The organism is Glaciimonas sp. GG7 (assembly GCF_052976905.1).
This window is the reverse complement of record NZ_JBRIIQ010000034.1, coordinates 18,444-41,239: the sequence shown is the minus strand read 5'-3', so window position 1 is coordinate 41,239 and position 22,796 is coordinate 18,444. Positions and strand designations below refer to the sequence as shown.

The 22,796-nt window shown below is 47.7% G+C and carries 22 protein-coding genes; 2 read left to right on the top strand and 20 right to left on the bottom strand.

From position 1 onward, the window contains the following. From ACVBEF_RS10275 to ACVBEF_RS10255, 5 genes are all read right to left on the bottom strand, one after another. On the bottom strand, positions 1-1,144 hold a 1,144-nt coding region (locus tag ACVBEF_RS10275), incomplete at its 3' end, for an HD domain-containing protein (RefSeq protein ID WP_447123840.1). Between the two features lie 20 nt (positions 1,145-1,164). Then, a complete protein-coding gene (locus ACVBEF_RS10270) occupies positions 1,165-1,515 on the bottom strand; it encodes a RidA family protein (RefSeq protein ID WP_447123839.1) in 351 nt (116 codons plus the stop codon). Positions 1,516-1,614: 99 nt separating this feature from the next. Next, positions 1,615-2,481: an alpha/beta fold hydrolase gene (locus ACVBEF_RS10265; RefSeq protein ID WP_447123838.1), complete on the bottom strand. Its 867-nt coding sequence runs from the start codon at positions 2,479-2,481 to the stop codon at positions 1,615-1,617. A gap of 169 nt (positions 2,482-2,650) precedes the next feature. Beyond that, positions 2,651-3,304, bottom strand: a complete 654-nt coding sequence (locus tag ACVBEF_RS10260; RefSeq protein WP_447123837.1) for a 3-oxoacid CoA-transferase subunit B — start codon at positions 3,302-3,304, stop codon at positions 2,651-2,653. 97 nt (positions 3,305-3,401) lie between these two features. Then, positions 3,402-4,097 carry a CoA transferase subunit A gene (locus ACVBEF_RS10255; protein WP_447123836.1) on the bottom strand — a complete coding sequence of 232 codons (696 nt, stop codon included), beginning with the start codon at positions 4,095-4,097 and terminating at the stop codon, positions 3,402-3,404. Positions 4,098-4,450: 353 nt separating this feature from the next. Between ACVBEF_RS10255 and ACVBEF_RS10250 the strand changes: the two genes are divergently transcribed. Continuing rightward, positions 4,451-5,011, top strand: coding sequence for a LuxR C-terminal-related transcriptional regulator (locus ACVBEF_RS10250; RefSeq protein WP_447123843.1), 561 nt, complete (start codon positions 4,451-4,453; stop codon positions 5,009-5,011). A gap of 89 nt (positions 5,012-5,100) precedes the next feature. Here the strand turns inward: ACVBEF_RS10250 and ACVBEF_RS10245 are convergent, their stop codons facing one another. Further along, on the bottom strand, positions 5,101-5,505 hold the full coding sequence (locus tag ACVBEF_RS10245) for an acyl-CoA thioesterase (protein WP_447123835.1): 405 nt from the start codon (positions 5,503-5,505) through the stop codon (positions 5,101-5,103). A 211-nt stretch (positions 5,506-5,716) separates the two neighbouring features. Here ACVBEF_RS10245 and ACVBEF_RS10240 point away from each other — a divergent pair, with 211 nt between their 5' ends. Further along, entirely contained in the window at positions 5,717-7,399 is a 1,683-nt protein-coding gene (locus tag ACVBEF_RS10240) for an electron transfer flavoprotein-ubiquinone oxidoreductase (RefSeq protein WP_447123834.1), read from the top strand. Positions 7,400-7,479: 80 nt separating this feature from the next. On the opposite strand, the gene ACVBEF_RS10235 is transcribed toward ACVBEF_RS10240, so the two are convergent. The 14 genes from ACVBEF_RS10235 to ACVBEF_RS10170 all read right to left on the bottom strand — a co-directional run bounded on the left by ACVBEF_RS10235 (position 7,480) and on the right by ACVBEF_RS10170 (position 22,787). Then, the gene (locus ACVBEF_RS10235; protein ID WP_447123833.1) at positions 7,480-8,034 is read right to left on the bottom strand and encodes an NUDIX domain-containing protein; all 555 of its coding nucleotides are present in this window, start codon (positions 8,032-8,034) and stop codon (positions 7,480-7,482) included. Positions 8,035-8,247: 213 nt separating this feature from the next. Then, entirely contained in the window at positions 8,248-8,556 is a 309-nt protein-coding gene (locus tag ACVBEF_RS10230) for a DUF2818 family protein (RefSeq protein WP_447123832.1), read from the bottom strand. Positions 8,557-8,562: 6 nt separating this feature from the next. After that, positions 8,563-10,074 carry an NADH-quinone oxidoreductase subunit NuoN gene (gene nuoN, locus ACVBEF_RS10225; RefSeq protein WP_447123831.1) on the bottom strand — a complete coding sequence of 504 codons (1,512 nt, stop codon included), beginning with the start codon at positions 10,072-10,074 and terminating at the stop codon, positions 8,563-8,565. A 65-nt stretch (positions 10,075-10,139) separates the two neighbouring features. Further along, positions 10,140-11,630, bottom strand: a complete 1,491-nt coding sequence (locus ACVBEF_RS10220; RefSeq protein ID WP_447123830.1) for an NADH-quinone oxidoreductase subunit M — start codon at positions 11,628-11,630, stop codon at positions 10,140-10,142. Positions 11,631-11,657: 27 nt separating this feature from the next. Then, positions 11,658-13,715 carry an NADH-quinone oxidoreductase subunit L gene (gene nuoL / locus ACVBEF_RS10215; protein ID WP_447123829.1) on the bottom strand — a complete coding sequence of 686 codons (2,058 nt, stop codon included), beginning with the start codon at positions 13,713-13,715 and terminating at the stop codon, positions 11,658-11,660. A 140-nt stretch (positions 13,716-13,855) separates the two neighbouring features. Then, a complete protein-coding gene (gene nuoK, locus ACVBEF_RS10210) occupies positions 13,856-14,164 on the bottom strand; it encodes an NADH-quinone oxidoreductase subunit NuoK (RefSeq protein WP_447123828.1) in 309 nt (102 codons plus the stop codon). A gap of 12 nt (positions 14,165-14,176) precedes the next feature. Next, a complete protein-coding gene (locus ACVBEF_RS10205; protein ID WP_447123827.1) occupies positions 14,177-14,824 on the bottom strand; it encodes an NADH-quinone oxidoreductase subunit J in 648 nt (215 codons plus the stop codon). A 78-nt stretch (positions 14,825-14,902) separates the two neighbouring features. After that, complete coding sequence (gene nuoI / locus ACVBEF_RS10200) at positions 14,903-15,391, bottom strand: NADH-quinone oxidoreductase subunit NuoI (RefSeq protein WP_447123826.1); 489 nt, start codon at positions 15,389-15,391, stop codon at positions 14,903-14,905. Positions 15,392-15,408: 17 nt separating this feature from the next. After that, positions 15,409-16,476: an NADH-quinone oxidoreductase subunit NuoH gene (nuoH, locus tag ACVBEF_RS10195; protein ID WP_447123825.1), complete on the bottom strand. Its 1,068-nt coding sequence runs from the start codon at positions 16,474-16,476 to the stop codon at positions 15,409-15,411. Next, a complete protein-coding gene (gene nuoG / locus ACVBEF_RS10190) occupies positions 16,476-18,818 on the bottom strand; it encodes an NADH-quinone oxidoreductase subunit NuoG (RefSeq protein WP_447123824.1) in 2,343 nt (780 codons plus the stop codon). Before nuoG ends, nuoH begins: the two co-directional genes overlap by 1 nt. A 108-nt stretch (positions 18,819-18,926) precedes the next feature. Continuing rightward, positions 18,927-20,222, bottom strand: coding sequence for an NADH-quinone oxidoreductase subunit NuoF (gene nuoF / locus ACVBEF_RS10185; protein WP_447123823.1), 1,296 nt, complete (start codon positions 20,220-20,222; stop codon positions 18,927-18,929). Then, positions 20,219-20,722 (bottom strand): NADH-quinone oxidoreductase subunit NuoE, encoded by a 504-nt coding sequence (gene nuoE, locus ACVBEF_RS10180; RefSeq protein ID WP_447123822.1) that lies wholly within the window; start codon positions 20,720-20,722, stop codon positions 20,219-20,221. Before nuoE ends, nuoF begins: the two co-directional genes overlap by 4 nt. A gap of 215 nt (positions 20,723-20,937) precedes the next feature. Then, entirely contained in the window at positions 20,938-22,191 is a 1,254-nt protein-coding gene (locus ACVBEF_RS10175; RefSeq protein WP_447123821.1) for an NADH-quinone oxidoreductase subunit D, read from the bottom strand. Then, on the bottom strand, positions 22,191-22,787 hold the full coding sequence (locus tag ACVBEF_RS10170; RefSeq protein WP_447123820.1) for an NADH-quinone oxidoreductase subunit C: 597 nt from the start codon (positions 22,785-22,787) through the stop codon (positions 22,191-22,193). The genes ACVBEF_RS10175 and ACVBEF_RS10170 overlap by 1 nt, the downstream gene beginning before the upstream one ends. Positions 22,788-22,796: the final 9 nt, after the last annotated feature.

Here is a 22,796-nt window from a genome sequence, read left to right as displayed (position 1 = left end):
GGCAGTCGGTGATAGCTTCTCTAAGCGCCCGGTTCATCGAGCACGAATCGATTTCTTTATAGCGCCAGTGTGCGGCGACGCCGTATTCGGCAAAGTGATGCATTTCATTGGTACGAATCTGCACTTCCAGGGCGCGCTGATCGTCTGCCAGTACGACGGTGTGCAATGATTGATAACCGTTTTGCTTGGGCCGTGAAATGTAATCGTCGAACTCTTTTGGAATCGGAATCCAGATGTTATGCACGATACCGAGTACGGCGTAACAAGTCTTGACGTCGTCGACAATCACCCGGAAGGCACGGACATCGTATAACTCGGAAAAGTCGAGTTCTTTGCCGCGCATTTTGTGCCAGATACTGTAGATATGCTTAGGCCGCCCCGATACTTCGGCCTTGATCCCGGCTTGCGTCAACTCGCTGCGCAAGCGGGTAATGGCTACTCCAACAAAACTCTCGCGCTCGATACGCCGCTCTTCGAGCATCTTGGCGATGCGCTTGTAGGTGGCGGGATCAATGAAGCGAAACGACAGGTCTTCGAGCTCCCATTTGAGTTGCCAGATACCGAGTCGATTGGCTAACGGCGCATACAAATCGAGGGTTTCGCGGGCATATTGGCTGGTGCGCGCGTCCTCCATTTTGTGCTCGGCAAAATAGCGCAGCGCAGTCAAGCGGGAGGCAAGCCTAACCAACACCACACGCATGTCGCTGGCCATGGCGAGCAGCATTTTGCGTAGTGTTTCAACTTGGGTGGCCGCTTGCTGTGCAGCATTTTTACCGCGCATGACCTCTTGCGGCAACGCAAAGGTGAAACCATGCAAGCGCATGAGTTGCCGGATGCCGGTCACCAGATCACTGATTTCTTTGCCGAAACGCTGCTCAATGAGCACCGCATGGGCCGGGTCCATCAAGGGCAACTCGAACAAGAGTCCGGCGATACGGGTTTCGACATCGGTGTTAAGCAGTGCCAGCACGCTGGCCACACCTTGTGAAAACTCCAGCGCAGTCTGGCCTGTGGTGACAATCTTGCCCTCATACAAAGGCTCTACAAACGCTAACGCTTCTAACACGCGTGCGCTATCGTCTGCGTTCAAGCTAGCGCAGAGCTGAACTTGAGCGGCGTTTTGGGTTGAGGCAATGGCGACCATCGATTTTATGTATTTCCGATTTATTTCTGCGCTGCAACGATGACGATTTCAACCAAAATTTCCGATCGTGCGAGCTTGGCCTCAACCGTTGCGCGGGGTGGAGAATTGCCGATCGCAACCCATTCGTCCCATGCGGCGTTCATGCCTGCGAAATCCTTGATATCAGCCAGATAAATCTGGCATGAAAGAATGTGCTCTTTATCACTGCCTACCTCAGCTAACAAGCGATCAATGTGACCTAAAGTTTCACGGGTTTGCGCTTCAATATTTTGACTGAGATCTTCGGCTAACTGACCGGCAAGATAGATGGTGCCGTTATGAATTGCCACTTCTGACAATCTTTTTCCTACATGTAGACGCGTGATGCTCATAGGTATCCTTGACGGTGAAAATATTCTTTGAATCAGACTAACTGAGTTAGTTGACAATACAATACTTCAATGCAACATTTATTGTTACATCGCAATTATTTATTCCAGCAAAAAATCGCTGACAACCGCGATCTGATCCGCATGCAGGAACGTCGGGGCATGTCCAACGTGAGCGAACTCAACCAGCCTGGCTTTGGGACCGCGTTGGGTCATCAACAATGCCGCTTCGGGTGACAGCAAATCCGAGTCGGCACCACGAATCAATAATGTCGGACAGGTAATGGCATCATACGCGGCCCATAACATCGCTTCTGCTGCCGTATAAAACGCTTCATTAGAGGTTTTAAATGGCACGGCAAGTCCGAGATCGTAGTGGCGAACCCATTCTCCATCGGCATTTTGGCGCAGCACATCGGCTGCCATTTTGCGCCATTCGACATCGGTATGCTCTCCGAACGGGAGTGAAATCGATTTAATGTAAGCGGCGGCCAACTCAAAAGTAGGGAATCGCAGATCGGTCCCGATGTAATCAGCGATACGGACCAGCGCATCAGGGTTGAGATTCGGCCCGACATCATTGAGGACCAGTTTGCGCAGCGGATTATCGGGCAATGAGGCCAGTCCTAAACCGATCAAACCGCCCATCGATGTGCCCACCAGATCGACTGTATCGGCATTGAGCCTGGCCAGCAGTGTCACCATGTCGCTGACATATTGCGGAACGACGTAATAATTCGGGTCGCGCAAACGACCTGAGCGCCCACGCCCTACTACGTCGGGGCAAACTACGCGGTAGGTATCGCACAAGGCGCGCGCCAGTTGGTCAAAATCATCTGAAACGCGGGTCACACCATGCAAACACAGCAAGACATTGGGATTACGCGGATCACCCCATTCCTGATACGCCATTATGTGCAATCCGCCAGGAGAGAGGCATTGAACAGTCTTGTGTGCAGCTGAAGTCATGAGCGATATCCGGTTGAGGTGTGCAAATCGGCGTGCTAGCAGCGCCTATTTTACCGTCGCTTAGGCTTAAAAACTTGGTCTCAAAGAAAACTCTGCCCATCGACCTCAATAAAAGGGCGTAAAAAAAGCGCTGACAAGATTCGTCAGCGCTTTTTTCTACTGCATCGTCTTAATTCAAGCTGCTAAAGTCCAGCGTCGCGCCGGTCTTTTCGATCAACTCTGCTTGCGTCACGCCGGGCGCTATTTCAACTACTTTCAAGCCGTCCGGTGTCACATCAAGCACACCCAGATCCGTGATGATGCGGTCAACTACGGCAATCCCGGTCAAAGGCAAAGTGCAAGCCTCAATAATCTTATGCGAGGTTGAGCCGTCCTTGGCTGTAGCGACGTGCTCCATCAAGACCACCACGCGCTTGACACCGGCCACCAGATCCATCGCGCCGCCCATCCCTTTGACCATTTTTCCTGGAATCATCCAGTTCGCCAGGTCACCATTTTTCGATACCTGCATCGCACCCAATACAGCAAGGTTAATTTTGCCGCCGCGTATCATGCCAAACGAATCAGCCGAGCTAAAGAAAGACGATCCTGGCAACGATGTCACCGTTTGCTTACCGGCATTGATCAGGTCGGGGTCGACCTTGTCATCTGTGGGAAACGGGCCGATACCTAACAGACCGTTTTCCGATTGGAGCCAGACTTCAATATCTTTCGGTACATAATTTGCCACCAGGGTCGGCAATCCGATACCCAGGTTCACATAAAAGCCATCCTGCAATTCCAGCGCCGCACGGGCGGCCATTTGATCACGAGTCCATGCCATGTTTATTCTCCGTTCTTATACTATTTTTCTTGCCCTGAAAGGGCAAGTGAAGGCGTCGAAATTATTTAAATTATTTAAATTATTTAAATTATTTAAATTATTTACTCACCGTACGTTGTTCTATGCGCTTTTCAGGCGTCGCGTTGACCACAATGCGATGCACGAAAATGCCTGGGGTATGCACTTCATCGGGATCGATTTCACCAACTTCGACCAGATGTTCCACCTCTACGATAGTCAATTTTCCAGCCATGGCAACGTTAGGATTGAAGTTGCGCGCTGTTTTGTTATAGACCAGATTGCCGCTACGGTCGGCTTTATAAGCCTTCACGAGGGAAACGTCGGCCACTAGCGAGCGCTCCATGACATATTGTTCACCATCGAATTCGCGTATTTCCTTGCCTTCAGCAATCAACGTACCTACGCCAGTTTTGGTAAAAAATGCTGGAATGCCAGAGCCGCCAGCACGCAGTTTTTCCGCCAAAGTACCTTGCGGCGTAAATTCGAGTTCTAGTTCACCGGCCAAATACTGGCGTTCGAATTCTTTATTTTCGCCAACGTAGGATGCAATCATTTTTTTGATTTGACGCGTTGACAATAATTGCCCGAGACCAAAACCATCTACACCGGCATTATTCGAAATCGCCGTCAAATTTTGTACACCAGAATCGCGCAATGCCGCGATAAGTGCCTCAGGAATACCGCACAGACCAAAACCACCGACGGCGATAGTCTGGCCGTCTTTGACTACACCTGCCAACGCGCTAGCCGCGTCAGGATAAACTTTATTCATACTGCTATCTCCTTTGAGTAAATTCAGACTTAGCTAAGATTTAGAATTGACGCAAAACTGTTCCTGCAACACGTTCAGCCAACTCTGCCGAAGAAAATACTACGAATCGGTATCCAAACATACCAATTCGCTACTGCGCGCTGAAAAACTAACGTCGCCAGAACGATTTTACGTAGATCTTAAGACTATTATTGGCTTTAAAAGCGTCTAATAGCATATGATGAAGTGAGTGATCCGACAATACCGTAAAAATACGGAGCGCCGCATTTTCCGACGAAAATAGTGACGATTATTTCTTTCATTTGTCTCTGCCTCCTCCTAACTTCATTGCCGACGGCATCCGAATATTGCTCATGAATGACTTACCAGAGATCGATTATCAAGTCATTTTTGACCATGCCCCAGTGGGCATGTGCATCTCCAGACATCGCGTCATGCAAGTCTGTAACCAGGCACTGACCGACATATTTGGCTATCCGGCGGGTGTTCTGAATGGCAAGTCATTTCAAGTCCTGTATCCGACACCCGATGAATTTGAACGCACCGGGGCGCGTATTGTGCCGATTATGAATGCAAAAGGCGCGTATTCCGATGAGCGCATTATGCGTCGTGAGAATGGAGATCTTTTTTGGTGCCATGTCATCGGACACACGTTAGTGCCCAGCGACACACATGTTGCAGGGGTATGGACTTTTGAGGATTTAAGCGGAAAACGTAAAGTTTCAGCAGAATTATCGCCGCGAGAGCGGGAGATTGCCGCCTTGCTAGTGGAAGGAAAAACCAGCAAGCTCATCGGTAAGCAAATCGGCTTGAGCCCACGCACAGTAGAGACGCATCGCGCCAATCTAATGAAAAAATTTACTGCAGCAACTTCTAGCGAATTAGTACACAGACTGCTGGGAGTGGTGAGTTAGCGCAATAATGCTGAGTGCTCCATCAGGTACCAAGTTTGTCATCACCACTCTTTAGAAGTGATGAGTTCAAGCATATTTAATGCATCAAATTAATCCGTCAGCATTTGACGAATATTGTCCGGCAGAGGTATTGATTTTTCATGCTTGAAGTCGATCCATACTAATCTGGCAGATCCTTCCGCAAAAATAACGTCAGGAACATCGACACGACGAATTTCATACGTAGTGTCGAAGCTAGAACGACCGACTTGGCCAATGTAGCAATACACTTCAACCTCACCAGGATACTTTAACTGACGTAAAAAACTGCATTGCGCATTGACCAGTACCGGGCCTTGGATAGGGGTGATGACATTGCCCATTGTGCCCATCCATTCAATGCGCGCCTGCTCCAGATACCTGAAATAGACCGTATTATTGACGTGACCCAGTGCATCCATGTCACCCCATCGAATAGCGATCTTGCTGCGGTGAACTAATTTTTTACTTTCCATGACTTTTTCTTAACAAGAGGTTGGAGGGTTTTACGCAAAGTAATCGGCTACAAATTACGCCTGTACAGAGTGATACTTGCAACTGATGTTGTGGCGCAACAAGGAACACATCCTACGCACTGCATGCGCAAGGCAAGGCCTAGTATTCTGCAGCAAAATCCATGACAATTAGCACAATCGTTCGAAAATTAAATATATAGGTGAAGAGACAATGACCGAAAACCAGACGCAAAGCATCCTCGAGCAATATGGCCCGAGAGAGGCTATGGAATATGACGTGGTAGTAGTCGGCGGCGGCCCCGCTGGCTTGTCGGCGGCGATTCGCCTGAAACAGTTAGCGGCTGAAAAGGGACACGAGGTCTCGGTCTGCGTGCTCGAAAAAGGCAGCGAGATCGGTGCCCATATTTTGTCTGGCGCGGTCATGGATCCGCAAGCGCTGACTGAATTATTTCCCAACTGGAAAGAACTGGGCGCACCACTGAACACACAAGTCAGTGAAGATCGCTTCCTATTTTTAACTGCCACTAAAGCCTACAAGACGCCTAACTGGATGTTACCGTCTTGCTTTCAAAATCATGGGAATTACGTCATTTCATTGGCAAACGTAGTCCGCTGGCTGGGCCAGCAAGCCGAAGCCTTGGGGGTGGATATATTTCCTGGTTTTCCTGCGTCCGAAATACTCTATAACGACGATGGGTCAGTCAAAGGTGTGGCGACTGGCAATATGGGCATAGGTCGTGATGGCAAACCGACTGAGGCATTCCAATTAGGGATGGAATTGCATGCCAAATACACTTTGTTTGCCGAAGGCGCACGCGGCCATCTCGGTAAGCAAATCATCGAAAAATACGATCTGAACAAGGGCAAAGATCCACAAACGTATGGTCTTGGGATCAAAGAGCTATGGGAAATTGATCCGAAATTACATCAACCGGGTCTGGTTATCCACACTGCTGGCTGGCCTTTGGATAGCAAAACGTATGGTGGCTCCTTCCTGTATCACCTGGAGAACAATCAGGTGGCAGTTGGCTATGTCGTTGGTCTGGCTTACGAAAATCCGTATCTATCGCCATACGAAGAATTTCAGCGTTATAAAACCCATCCGGAAATCAGCAAATTTTTCGTCGGCGGCAAGCGCATTTCGTACGGCGCGCGCGCGATCACGGCTGGTGGTTTGCAATCGCTACCAAAGCTGACATTTAATGGTGGTGCATTGATAGGCTGCGAAGCGGGTTTCTTGAATACCAGCCGTATTAAAGGCAGCCATGCAGCGATCAAGACCGGCATGTTAGCCGCTGACGCTGCCTTCGACGCGCTTCTGAGCAAGCGACAGCATGATGAACTAACCGACTACGCCAGTGCATTTGAAAAGTCGTGGCTACATGCAGAATTGCACAAGGCGCGTAACTTCAAACCATGGATGAGCAAAGGTTTGTATTTCGGTACCTTGATGGTGGGGATAGACCAGGTTGTTTTCGGCGGCAAAGCGCCGTGGACCTTGCATCACAAGCATGCCGACCATGAGTGCATGAAACCTGCGGCAAATTATGCGCCGATTAAATATCCAAAACCGGATGGCAAACTAACCTTTGACCGCCTGTCATCGGTATTCATTTCGAATACCAATCACGCTGAAGAACAGCCAGCTCATCTGACGCTAAAAGACGCAAGCGTGCCAGTGAGTATTAATTTGGCAAAATATGCAGGGCCAGAAGCGCGTTATTGCCCGGCTGGAGTTTATGAGTTTATTACCGCGCCGGATAACACTGAACGGTTACAAATTAATGCGCAGAATTGCGTGCATTGCAAAACTTGCGACATTAAGGATCCAACGCAAAATATTGTGTGGGTGACGCCTGAAGGTGGTGGGGGACCGAATTACGCGAATATGTAGGTTAATTGCGTGTTCCCGATGTGTAAAAAAGCGCCAAAACTGGCGCTTTTTTTATGTCAAACCACGTTTGAGATTGACGACTATAACTTCCACTGCCCGGCAATAATTTTTTCTAACCAAAATGCACCTATTACCGTTTTAACATCAGTAATCTTGCCTTCTCTGATCCAGAGCAGCACGTCGTCCAAAGGGGCTTTAAATACGTCAAGAAACTCACCCTCATCCAGACGCCGCTCGCCAGCAGTTAAGCCACGGGCGAGAAAAATTTCCAAATGTTCATCCGCATAAGCAATCGCATTATGGATAGTACAAACATACTGCCAATCTGTCGCTGTATAGCCCGTTTCTTCCTGCAACTCTCGCTTGGCGCAGACTAAATGATCCTCATTTTGATCAATTTTTCCTGCAGGAAATTCAATAAAAACACGATCCAACGGATAACGGAACTGCCGCTCAAGCAAAACACTACCATCTTCAAATAACGGCAAAACAACGACCGCACCCGGATGCTTGATGTATTCACGTATTGTAGGCTTACCGTCAGGCAGCGCTACTGTATCACGCTGCACTTTAAGAAAATCACCGTCGTAAGCCAGAGCGCTGTCGATCTGCGTTTCTTTAAGATGTAGATCCATGCGACACTCCGAGAAGCTAAGAAAAATAGGTGGGAATAAGAGAAAGAGATATGCGATGGTGGTGATGCTTGAGACGCTTTGCAGGACGCTGCGCGCGTAATACTCTCCGACGCAACTACATCACTCTGAAGTAAGAATAAGACGTATGGCAAGCTGCGCAGAAAGTGAAAACCAAAAGTAAAGTCAGCTCGTAGAGGCCGACCTCATCAAGATTCAACCGTGGTTTTTCCGCAGATAACGATGTACATAACCTGGGAAAGCAAACACCAAAAACAAACAGCCAGTGACCGCGTAGAACTGCCAACCTTGCGGAAATGTATTACCAATGCGGGACTCAAGAAAATAAGCAAGACTACCGACAATCACATACCAAACAAATAACTCAATCAAACGCAGCCAAATAGGTTTGGATGCGTCTGACTTAAGCGCGATCAGTGCGAACAAGCGCTCATTGATGAACGGGAGGTTAGCAGCCAGCAGCGCAAAGACAATAACAAACCAGCTGGAAAAAGAAACGTTCACGTGATTCTAGGACGTCAGACGGCCGACAAAACTGGCCAGAGAACGCACGATCGCGGTTTGACTTGCTTCCATCAAGAATCCTGGCCACAGCCCTAAAGCTAAAACAGCGACGCCATTCAAACTCAACAGCACGCGTACATCACCGTGCGCGACAATCTTATTGGTGTCCTGAGCATCGTCAAAATACATGACTTTAATGACGCGCAGGTAGTAATAGGCTCCGATCAATGAGAACAGGACTGCAACTATCGCAAGCCAGATATGGCCAGTACCCAGTACCGCACGCAAGACCGATAATTTACCGAAAAATCCTAACAGTGGCGGAACTCCTGCCAGTGAAAGCATTAACAACAACATAATGCCGGCAAACCAAGGACTACGTTGATTCAAACCTTTAAAGTCATCAATATTTTCAGCCTCAAATCCCGAGCGAGTCAGCAATAAAATCACGCCAAACGTGCCCAGAGTCGTCAATACATAGGTAATCGCGTAAAACAGCGCCGCACTGTAAGCGCTGGTGGCCGAATACATATTGCCATCAACTACTCCTGACATCAGACCCAGCAGCATAAAGCCCATGTGAGAAATAGTTGAGTAAGCCAACATCCGCTTAATATTAGTCTGGGCAATCGCCGTAATGTTACCAATGGCCATAGACAATATTGCCAGCACCATCAACATTTGTTGCCAGTCAACCGCCAACAATAACAAGCCTTCAACCAATAAGCGGAAACAGATCGCAAACGCCGCTAATTTTGGCGCACCACCCAAGATCAAGGTGACAGCAGTCGGCGCGCCTTGATAGACATCAGGCACCCACATATGAAATGGCACCGCGCCCAATTTAAAGGCCAAGCCAGCGACCAGAAACACTACGCCAAATACCAAGGTATTGTGTTGTGTCTCGGTTCCGCCCATACCAATTGCGCGGGTAACTTCGATCAAATCGAGCGAGCCAGTGGCACCATACAGCATAGACATACCGTACAACAGAAAACCGGAGGCCATTGCGCCAAGTATGAAATATTTCATAGCGGCTTCGGTTGCACTGGCATTATCACGACGCAACGCTACAAGCGCATATAAAGATAATGACATCAGCTCCAGACCGAGATAAATGATGAGGAAATTATTTCCCGAAATCATCACCATCTGACCCAGCAGCGCAAATAGTACTAAAGGATAAAATTCGCCCCCGAGATGATTATTCACCATCTCGCGATCGCCAATATATTGACGTGAATACACCACGGTCGCAAACACCGCAACATACGAACAAAGCTTGAGCAAATGCGCTAATGGATCACTGACAAACATGTTGTGAAAGGTATAGGCCGTTTCACCAGCATTGAAGTCCGCTAATGTCAGTCCGAAACAGATCAGCAACACCAGCAAGGTTAAATAATATGTGATGTGACGTTTGGCATCCGAGAGAAACATATCTATCAGCAAGACTGCAGAAGTCGCAATCAGCAGAAAGATTTCTGGATAAACAGGGATCAGATTTATGTTATTCATTTATGTGCCGCTTATTTTTTTCACTAGTGCTAACCACTTTTTTGATTCTGCCTGGAGACAGGTCTTTAGTTCAATTTGGTAATGGCAACATGTTTTAACAGATCCGCTACCGATACTTGCATCGCGTCGGCAAATGGAGCTGGATACAGGCCCATCGCAATCACTGCAATTGCCAACAAACCGAGCATGAAGAACTCACGATTGTTAAGGTCGGTCATTTCTTTTACATGGGGATTCGTAATTACACCGAATATCACGCGTTTGACTAACCACAGCGAATACGCCGCACCCAAAATCAAGGCAGTTGCCGCTAACAGGCCGATCCAGAAATTGGCTTTGACCGCACCCAGAATCACCATAAATTCGCCGACAAAACCGGAGGTGCCAGGCAGGCCGCTATTTGCAAGCGAGAACAATACGAATAACGCAGCGAAACGCGGCATCACATTCACCAACCCGCCGTATTGTGCGATCTCACGTGTATGCAGACGGTCGTACATCACGCCGATACACAAGAACATCGCGCCGGAAACAAAGCCATGCGAAATCATTTGTACGATACCGCCCTGCACTGCCATGTCATTAAATAAGAAGAAACCCAGAGTCACGAAACCCATGTGCGCGATCGACGAATACGCGACCAATTTCTTCATATCATTTTGAACGAGAGCAACAAGACCAATATAAATCACGGCAATCAGTGACAGCGTGATCATGAATCCTGACAAATAGTGACTTGCATCAGGTGCGATTGGCAACGAAAAACGCAGAAACCCATAACCGCCTAATTTCAACATGATCGCCGCCAGTACCACCGAGCCGCCGGTTGGTGCTTCTACGTGAGCATCAGGCAACCATGTATGGACTGGCCACATAGGAACCTTCACCGCGAACGCCATCAAGAATGCCAGGAAAATATAGATTTGCACATCCAGCGCTAACGGCACTTGATGCCAGGTCAGAATGTCGAAACTGCCACCTGAAACGAAATACAAATACAACAAGGCGATCAGCATTAACAGCGAACCGAAGAACGTGTACAGGAAGAATTTGATCGATGCGTAGACCCGGTTGGCACCACCCCAAATTCCGATGATAATAAACATCGGTACCAATGTTGCTTCAAAAAAAACATAGAACAACATACCGTCAAGTGCGCAGAACACGCCGATCATGACGCCTGATAATATGAGGAATGCCCCCATGTATTGCGCAACGCGTTTCTCTATCACTTCCCATGCAGAGATGATCACCATCACGTTGATGAAGGCTGTCAGAGGAATAAACCATAACGACAAGCCATCAATACCTAAAGAGTAATTGATATTGAAGCGGGTAATCCAAGGGGCTTTTTCGACAAACTGCATGCCGTGGAAGCTATTATCAAAATTCGTTATCAACGGTATTGTCACAGCCAGACTGACCAGTCCGCCTAGCAACGCAAGCCACCGCACGAGTGTAGGGTTATCGTCGCGACCGATTGCCAAGACGAGCACGCCAAAGGCGATCGGACACCAGATCGCAAGGCTAAGAAGAGGGAGAGTTGACTGAATCATGGATATTATTTACTTTACTTCGCCAACTTATTTGGCAAACGGAGAAGGCATGAACCAAACCAGGAAACCCAGCACACCAATAATCATCACAAACGCGTAGTGATAGATATAACCAGATTGCCAGAGACGCGTAATTTTTGAGAACCAGTTGATCGCTTTGGCACTGCCATTCACAACCAAGCCATCAATCAGACTACGGTCACCAACGTTCCACAAGCCACGTCCAATTAAACGTGCACCACCAGCAAAAACTACCTCGTTGAATTTATCCATGTAGTACTTGTTATCCAACAATACGTAAAGCGGATGCAATTTTTGTTTGATTGCTGCTGGGACACGCGGATTGACCATGTAGAAATAGTAGGCAACCGCTACCCCGGAGATTGCCAACCACAATGGCGTCGAGGTCAGACTATGTATCACCATCTGCATTGGACCATGGAAGTCGTTACGTAACTCCTCCATTGCGCGATGCGCTTCGCCGACGATGATTACGTCCTTGAAGAAATTACCGTACAAAATAGGTTCAATAGTGAAGAAACCGATAATCGCTGATGGAATGGCCAGCAAAATCAAAGGCACGGTGACCACCCATGGCGACTCATGTGGTTTTTGTCCCGGTTGCAGACCGTGATGCCCGTGATCACCAATCTCTTCCTCATCGTCGTGATGCGCCCTGTGATGCGCATCATGATGATGCTGCTTACCAAAACGCTCTTCGCCGTGGAACACCATGAAATACATACGGAAGGAATAAAATGCGGTGACAAAAACACCTGCCAAGACGGCGAATTTTGCAAACCCTGCACCATATAAATGCGTCGCTTCAACGGCTTCGATGATGCTGTCTTTCGAATAAAAGCCAGAGAAGAACGGCGTACCAATCAACGCCAACGAACCTATCAGCGAAGTGATCCACGTAATTGGCATGTATTTGCGCAGACCACCCATATTGCGCATGTCCTGATCGTGGTGCATACCGATGATCACTGATCCGGCACCAAGAAAAAGTAATGCTTTGAAGAAGGCGTGCGTCATTAAGTGAAATACTGCGACCGAATACGCTGACGCGCCTAATGCGACCGTCATATAACCGAGTTGCGATAGCGTTGAATAGGCGACGACACGCTTGATGTCAGTTTGAATCATGCCCAAAAAGCCCATGAACAGTGCCGTAATCGAACCAATAATCAGAATGAAAGATAGTGCTGTATCGGACAACTCAAACAACGGTGACATGCGTGAAACCATAAAGATACCGGCAGTCACCATCGTTGCCGCGTGAATGAGCGCAGAGATTGGAGTCGGACCTTCCATAGAATCCGGCAACCAGACATGTAGCGGAAACTGAGCCGACTTACCCATTGCACCGATAAACAAACAAATACAGGCAACAGTCAACAACATCCAGTTACTACCTGGCAGCGTCATTTGCGCAAGCGCACCTTTTTGTGCGAACACTTCAGCGTAGTTCATCGAACCGGAGTACGCCAATAACAAACCAATTCCAAGAATAAAACCGAAGTCACCTACGCGATTGACCAAAAATGCTTTCATGTTGGCAACAATAGCAGTTGGTCTCGTGTACCAAAAACCAATCAACAAATACGACACAAGTCCGACCGCTTCCCAGCCAAAAAACAGCTGCAGGAAGTTGTTGCTCATGACCAGCATCAGCATTGAAAAGGTAAATAGTGAAATGTAAGAGAAGAAGCGGTTGTAGCCCTCATCATCCTTCATATAACCGATGGTATAAATATGCACCATCAGTGAAACGAAAGTAACCACACACATCATTAGCGCCGTCAGGCTATCAACCAGAAAACCGACTTCCAGTTTGATTCCACCGACAGTCATCCAAGTGTATAGGGTGCCGTTAAATGAAGCGCCATCAATCACTGCTAATAAGGTCTGAACAGAAATAATGAATGCGATCAGCACACCCAGTATCGTTACTGTATGCGAGGTTTTACGCCCTATCAGATTGCCAAAAAATCGCGTACCGAATAAGCCTGCTATCACGGCACCAATCAGGGGTGCCAACGGTACAGCCAGAAGTAATTGTGGGTTAAGTTGCCCCGCCATGATGAACCTTATCTTTATTCGTTGTTCGCGTTGTTCGCGTTGTTCGCTTAGTCACGATAAACTCGGCGGTAGCTATGACACTAGTTCCGCCGTTCTTTACGTTGTCACTTGTTTTTCCGAGCGCAATCTCAGTGCTGACATTAACCTTTCAGGCTATCGAGATCTTCTACGTTGATGGTGTCGAGATTTCGGAACAACACAACCAGAATCGCCAGACCAATCGCCGCTTCAGCTGCGGCAACTGTCATGATGAAGAAAACAAAAATCTGGCCAGCAGCATCGCCCAGGTAATATGAAAAGGCAATGAAGTTTATATTCACCGACAACAACATCAATTCAATTGCCATCAGCAAAACAATAATGTTCTTCCGATTTAGAAAAATCCCGACTATCGCGATCGCAAAAAGGATCGCTGCGAGAATCAAATAATGTGACAGAGATAAAGTCATGAAGCGTTCCTTTTATTTTTTTTCTGGCGCGGGCGTTGCCGGACTCGATGTTATTTCATCAAACGGCCGCTGTTCCGATTTCATCTTGACCAGTCTTATACGATCGCTGCTTCGTGCTTTCACAGCCTCGGAGGGCGCCATGTTCTTCGTGTCTTTTCGACGGCGCAAAGTTAATGCAACTGCAGCCACAATAGCAACCAGCAACACAACAGCAGCAATTTCAAACGCATAAACATATTGCGTATAAATCAATAATCCAAGCGCTTTAGTACTACCTATATTTGCTGAAATTGCAGGCACTTCACTTTCTGGGGCCCAAAAGCCACGCAGTAATACGGCGGTCATTTCGAGAACAATAATCACGCCTACTGTGGCAGCCAGCGGAAAGTATCCCCAAAATCCCTCTCGTAATTTATCAAGATTAATATCTAGCATCATCACGACAAACAAAAAGAGCACCATTACTGCGCCGACATACACCAGTACCAAAACTATCGCGAGAAATTCAGCTTTTAGCAGCATCCAGATACCGGCTGCGGAGAAGAACGCTAACACCAGAAACAAAGCTGAGTGCACTGGATTGCGCGCCGTGATAACTCTTAATGCGGCAATCACCAACACCACTGAAAACGCATAAAACAAGAATGTCTTAAATTCCATAATCAACCAAAAAGTCAGCTAATAAGCTTTAAATTCAAGCTTGAGATCAATCCACTCTCAAGCCGGGAGCAACACCGATTAACGGTATGCAGCATCCGCCGCACGTGCAGCAGCGATTTCAGGTTCATAACGGTCACCAACTGCCAGCAGCATTTCTTTGGTGTAATACAGATCGCCACGCTTCTCACCGTGATATTCGAGAATATGTGTTTCAACAATTGAATCTACCGGACAGGATTCTTCGCAAAAACCACAAAAAATACATTTGGTCAGATCGATGTCATAACGTGTTGTGCGGCGTGAACCATCTTCACGTTGTTCAGACTCAATCGTAATCGCCATTGCCGGGCACACTGCTTCACACAACTTGCAAGCGATGCAGCGCTCTTCGCCGTTGGGATAGCGGCGTAGTGCATGAAGACCACGAAAACGCGGCGACTGCGGTGTTTTTTCCTCAGGAAATAACACCGTAATTTTGCGTTTGAACAAATAGCGGCCGGTCAACCGCAATCCCTTGAGTAACTCCAGCAGCATTAAGCTACCGAAAAAATCCTTGATCGCTTCCATTTACAATAAACCTTCCATTACTTCCAGATATTCCACGGACTTTGAATCCAGGCAGCGACGATCACGAGATACGCGAGTGTCAGCGGGATAAATACTTTCCAGCCCAGCCGCATGATCTGGTCATACCGGTAACGCGGGAAAGATGCTCTTATCCAGATAAACATTGATACCACCAGGAACGTCTTTGCACCTAACCAAATCCAGCCAGGGATAAAATCTAAGATTTGCAGTGGCGATGCCCAGCCACCTAAAAATAACAATGCCGTCAGAATCGAGATCAAGATCATGTTCGCGTATTCAGCCAGGAAAAACATGGCAAACGACATACCCGAATACTCAATCATGTGACCAGCAACGATTTCAGATTCGCCCTCTACCACATCGAATGGATGGCGGTTAGTTTCGGCAATACCTGAGATAAAGTAGATCACGAATACTGGTAACAACGACAGCCAATTCCAAGACAAAAAACCTAAGCCCATATCGTAGAAACGCCCTTTACTTTGTCCCATAACAATATCCATCAAATTCAAGCTACCGGATACCATCAAGACAATAACCAAAGCAAAACCCATCGCAATTTCGTACGACACCATTTGGGCAGAGGCCCGCATAGCGCCAAGAAATGCGTATTTTGAGTTAGAGGCCCAACCAGCAATGATCACGCCGTAGACTTCCATTGAAGTTATCGCCATCACGAACAACAAGCCCGCATTCACATTAGCCAATACGGTTTCAGGACCAAATGGAATCACCGCCCATGCAGCAAGTGCAGGCATGATCGTCATAATCGGAGCAATAAAGAAAAGATATTTATTTGCGCGCGATGGCAAAGTTACTTCTTTAAGTAGCAGCTTTAACGCATCTGCAATCGGTTGCAATAATCCCAAAGGTCCGACACGATTTGGGCCGAGCCGAATGTGCATCCAACCGATTAGCTTACGCTCCCAATATGTCAGGTAGGCAACACACAGCAACAGAGGCACAACTACAATAACAATCTTGATGACGTTCCAAATCAACGGCCAGACAATCCCCAGATGATTTGCGCCAGCCGCATTGATGGTCGCTATAAATTGATCCATCATGCTTTCTCCACAACGATAGGACCAAACATCGCACCAAGTGCAGTAGTCGATGCATGTGCCACAGCTACACGTACAACATTACCAGGCAAGCCATGATCGATTACCGCTAGTAATGATGCGACACCCTGACCTTGTTTTACATTAACCCGATCACCGTTCACGATACCTAGTTTTTCAGCAAGCATTGCAGGCAACCACGCTCGTGGAGGTTGTCCATCGGTAGTGTTTTGCAGCGATACGGCACGACGAACTATTGCATCCGCGAAATAGATAGGAACATCAGCGACACGCTCAACAGGGCCAATCTCAACTTGTGGTGGTGCTTGCAACGGATCATCGGAGGAATTATTGAGGATATTTTGCAGATTTACTCCCGCAACGTTAAGGTTACCGAGTACTTCAGTCCGAATCGCTTCGGAAGTATCGTAATCAAAACCCGGCAAACTGAGTAAATTCCCCAATACGCGTAATACTTTCCACGCAGGTCGTGCATCCGCCAATGGGCGCACAGTGCCATTAAAGCTTTGCGGACGACCTTCGCAATTGATAAAAGTCCCGGAAGTTTCTGTAAATGGCGCGATAGGTAGCAGCACGTCAGCATAATCTGCTCCGTGCTTATAAGCGGATAAAACTACGACCATTTCGGCCTGTTCAAGTGCGGCACGCGCTACTTGTGGATTAAAGCTATCGAACTCTGGCTCAGCATTCAGCAATACATATACCTTGCGTGGTTGCGCAAACATACTTTGCGCGTTAGCACCTTTACCGCTGGCAGGAATTGCCTTAGCCAAATAACCACCGACCGTATTGCCAGCCTCAGTCATGTACCCAAATTTGGCCCCAGTCTGCTCTGCGATCCATTGTGCCGCAACATGTAGTTGCGAGGCTTGTGGATGTTGCGCAGCCGCATTACCGAGTAGCACTGCTTTCGATGCTCCCGATAACAAACTAGTCGCAATTTGCTTGGCGCTGATCGATGGAATTATATTTTCGAAACCGACAGGTGCATCGACATTTTTAGCCTGGCTAACCGCGGCCACAACTTCACCAAGCATAGCTGCCCAAGCGGATGGTGAAGCAATCATCTTATTAGCAACCGGCATTAACAAATCGTCGTCAGTAGCATGAAGGATACTCAACTTCGCACCACGTTTGACACTCAACCGCAGTCGCGCAGACAACAACGGGTGATCTTTGCGCAGGAATGAACCAATCACGAACGCACGATCAAGTTCGGCGAATTCATTGATTGACATTCCGAGCCAAGGGGTGACCTTGCCATCTAAGGCAAAGTCTGATTGACGGGTGCGGAAATCGATATTTTCAGATCCAAGTCCACGCACTACTTTTTGCAATAGCGACAGTTCTTCTAGCGTTGAATACGGCGTACCTAACGCGGCAATCGCATCGGCTCCATGTTCGTGACGGACGTTACGCAATCCATGCGCGACATATTCCAGCGCTGTTTGCCATTCAACTTCTTGCCATTTCCCATCTTGCTTCAACATTGGCTTGGTCAAGCGCTCGGCGCTATTTAAACCTTCGTAAGCAAAGCGATCTTTATCTGATAACCAGCATTCGTTAACATCGTTATTTTCCAGCGGCAGTACACGCATCACTTTGCCAGACTTAACCTGAACAATCAGATTAGCGCCTAGGCCATCATGTGGGCTGACTGACTTGCGACGCGACAATTCCCAAGTACGTGCGCTATAACGGAAAGGCTTGGAAGTCAATGCACCGACCGGGCATAGATCAATCATATTGCCAGAAAGCTCGGAGTTCACCGTCTTACCGACAAAAGTCGTAATTTCGGAATGCTCACCACGACCAACCATCCCGAATTCCATCACACCAGCAATTTCCTGACCAAATCGAACGCAGCGCGTGCATTGAATACAGCGGCTCATCTCCTGCATTGAGATCAATGGCCCGGCATCTTTTGGAGTGACCACACGTTTATCTTCGTCGTAACGCGAGGAAGATTTACCGTAGCCAACTGCCAAATCTTGCAATTGACACTCGCCACCTTGATCGCAAATAGGACAATCAAGCGGATGGTTAATCAGCAGGAATTCCATCACACTCTTTTGTGCAGTAACTGCCTTTTCGCTGGCTGTACGCACTATCATGCCAGCACTAACTGGCGTGGCGCAGGCAGGCAAGGCCTTCGGCGCTTTTTCCACCTCGACAAGACACATGCGGCAGTTAGCTGCGATGGATAGTTTTTTGTGATAGCAAAAATGGGGGATATAAGTACCAATTTTGTTGGCAGCATCCATTACCATGCTGCCCTCTTGGACTTCTACTTTTTTGCCGTCTATTTCGATTTCGACCATGACTTTTGCTTTTCTTGCCTAAGTATTTTTGCTTACTATTCTGAGTTACGCCGCCACAAAGACAAATGATTTCGCCAAATGGATATTCATTGAATTGTAGCGATGTCCTTAAACATAAGCCGGCACTAAGCAGTGCTTGTGCTCAATGTGATATTCGAATTCTTCGCGAAAATGCTTCAAGAATCCGCGCACCGGCATCGCGGCAGCATCTCCGAGAGCACAAATCGTACGGCCCATAATATTGCCAGCAACTGTATCTAATAGCTCAATATCTTCCGGGCGACCTTCACCTGATTCAATCCGATGTACCAAGCGATACAACCAGCCGGTTCCTTCACGGCATGGCGTGCATTGACCACAGGATTCTTCGAAATAAAAATACGATAACCGTTGCAATGCCTTGACCATACAACGTGTTTCATCCATCACAATCACAGCACCAGAACCGAGCATCGACCCTGCTTTAGCAATTGCATCGTAATCCAAGTCGGTATCCATCATTACGTCGCCCCGAATAACTGGCGCCGAAGAACCGCCAGGAATAACGGCTTTAATTTTCTTGCCGCCGCGCATCCCACCCGCAAGCTCTAGTAACTTGGCAAATGGCGTACCTAGTGGCACTTCATAATTACCTGGCAATTCGACGTCGCCTGATATTGAGAAAATTTTAGTCCCACCATTGTTCGGCTTACCTATACCAGCATAAGCCTCGCCACCCATGTTCAACAGGAAAGGAACGGCTGCGAAAGTCTCAGTGTTATTGATCGTAGTTGGCTTGCCGTACAAACCGAAACTGGCAGGGAATGGTGGTTTAAAGCGCGGCTGCCCTTTTTTACCTTCAAGCGACTCCAGCAAAGCAGTTTCTTCACCGCAGATATATGCGCCATACCCGTGGAAGGCATGCAATTGAAAGTTGAAACTGCTACCGAAGATATTATCCCCGAGCGCATTCTCAGCTCGGGCTTCGTCCAAAGCTTCTTCGAAACGGGCATAGCCAGACCAGATTTCGCCATGAATATAGTTATAACCGACAGTGATACCCATCGCATACGCACCAATGGCCATACCCTCAATCAATGCATGCGGATTGTAGCGAATGATGTCGCGATCTTTGAACGTGCCGGGCTCGCCTTCGTCGGTATTACAAACCAGATATTTTTGCCCAGGGAATTGACGGGGCATAAAGCTCCACTTCAATCCAGTCGGAAAACCAGCACCACCACGTCCACGTAGGGAGCCAGCTTTCAGTTCTGCAATGATTTGCTCCGGCGTAATGCCTTCGCTCAGAATCCTCTTTAATGCAGAATAACCACCACGTTTGACGTAATCTGCGTAATGCCAATTGTCGCCATTTAAATCTGCAAGTATCAAAGGATTAATGTGGCGATTGTGAAGACTAGTCATGTTGGGCTCAATTCTTTCAATTCCGCCAGCAAGCTATCAATCTTGTCATTCGACATCCAGCTACACATGCGCTTGTTATTAACCAAGAGCACCGGAGCATCACCACAAGCGCCCATGCATTCGCCTTCCATCAACGTGAATTGACCATCTTCAGTCGTTTCACGGTAATTAATTCCCAACTTGTGCTTCAGATGCGACGCGGCTCTTTCGCCGCCAGACAATTGGCACGGCAAATTGGTACAAATCGTAATCTTGTGTTTTCCGATTGGCTTGGTGTTGTACATGTTGTAAAAGGACGCGACCTCTTGCACCGCGATTGCTGGCATGTCGAGATAATCAGCGACATCTTGCATAGTTTCTGGCGATAGCCAGCCCTTTTCATCCTGAGCAATCGCCAATGCGCCCATCACGGCCGACTGTTTTTGGTCAGTAGGAAATTTCGCTACTTCGCGATCAATTTTTTTGTAAGTTTCTTGACTTAACAACATATTGTTGGCCATTCGTACGCTGTGTTCTGCGCTAGTTATCGGTAAATTCACGGTAAGCACGGTAAACGCGCTAAATTCACGAAGAATTGCTTTCGCTCAAAAATCTCTAAAGACCAATTACTCCACCAGATATCATATTCGTGATACTCAGGATATTTTCCGGCTGTGCTCCTCAACCGGAAATTAGCTAGTTAGTATTGTTTTTGAAGAAGCACCTAAATAGGTTATTAACGGTCAATCTCACCAAACACAATATCCTGAGTACCAATGATAGTAACGGCATCGGCAATCATGTGACCTTTAGCCATCTCGTTCAACCCTTGCAAATGTGGAAAACCAGGCGCACGAATTTTCAGACGATATGGCTTGTTCGCGCCATCCGAAACAATGTACACGCCGAACTCACCTTTTGGATGCTCTACAGCTGCGTAAGCTTCACCTGGCGGGACATGAAACCCTTCGGTAAAGAGCTTAAAGTGATGAATCAGCTCTTCCATGTTGGACTTCATATCAACACGCGACGATGGGGCGACCTTATGATTGTCTGTCATCACAGGACCGTCATTATTCCGCAACCACTCTACGCATTGTTTAATGATACGATTTGACTGACGCATTTCTGCAACACGGACCAGATAGCGGTCATAGCAATCACCATTTTTACCTACAGGAATATCAAAATCGAGCAAGTCGTACACTTCGTATGGCTGCTTCTTACGCAAATCCCATTCAATGCCTGAACCGCGCAACATTGGACCGGTAAAACCCATCGCTTTTGCACGCTCTGGTGAAACAACACCGACACCAACCAAACGCTGTTTCCAAATACGGTTATCTGTCAACAGAGTTTCATACTCATCAACGTATGTAGGAAATCGAACGGTAAAATCTTCAATGAAATCCAGCATCGAACCCTGACGATTTTCGTTCAAGGCCTTTATCGCTTTTGCATTACGAACGATCGACACTTTGTGCTGTGGCATTTGATCTGGCAGATCGCGATACACACCACCGGGGCGGTAGTAAGCCGCATGCATACGCGCGCCAGACACCGCTTCGTAGCAATCCATCAAATCTTCGCGCTCTCGGAATGCATACAACAAGACCGCCATCGCACCAACATCCAGCGCATGTGCACCGATCCACATCAAGTGATTGAGCAGACGCGTGATCTCATCGAACATTACGCGGATGTATTGCGCACGCAAAGGCACTTCGAGCCCTAACAACCTCTCAATAGCCATCACGTAGCCATGCTCATTGCACATCATCGACACATAGTCGAGGCGATCCATATAAGGGACCGATTGCAAATAAGTTTTTTGTTCTGCCAGTTTCTCGGTGCCACGGTGCAGCAAGCCGATGTGTGGATCTGCACGCTGGATCACTTCACCATCCAACTCCAATACCAAACGCAAAACGCCATGCGCGGCAGGATGTTGCGGCCCGAAGTTTAGTGTGTAATTCTTAATTTCTGCCATTATTTGATCCCGTAATTTTCTTCACGAATCACACGCGGCGTGATTTCACGCGGGTCTATCGTTACAGGCTGATAAATAACGCGTTTTTGTTCAGGGTCATAGCGCATCTCGACATAACCGGAAACAGGAAAATCTTTGCGGAACGGATGACCGATAAAGCCGTAGTCGGTCAAGATGCGGCGTAGATCGTCATGCCCTTCAAACAGAATACCGAAGAAATCGAATGCTTCTCGCTCATACCAGTTAGCTGCAGACCAGATACTTGTCAACGACGCCAACAATGGCATCTCGTCGTCTGGCGCAAATACACGTACGCGCAATCGCCAATTATGCTCAATCGAGAGCAAATGCGAGACAGCGGCAAAACGTGCACCATCCCAAATTCCATCACCATAAGTTGAGTAATCAACACCGCACAAATCGATCAACTCTTCAAAACGCGTTTCTACATGATCGCGCAACACACGCATGACCGATAAATAATTCTCAGCCTTGACTATGATAGTTACCTCTCCAAAGGCTACATTCAGACTTTGCAGATCATCGCGCAATACATTGCGTATGGCGGCTTCGAGGGTTTCAAGTTTCGTCGTCATTCTATTCTC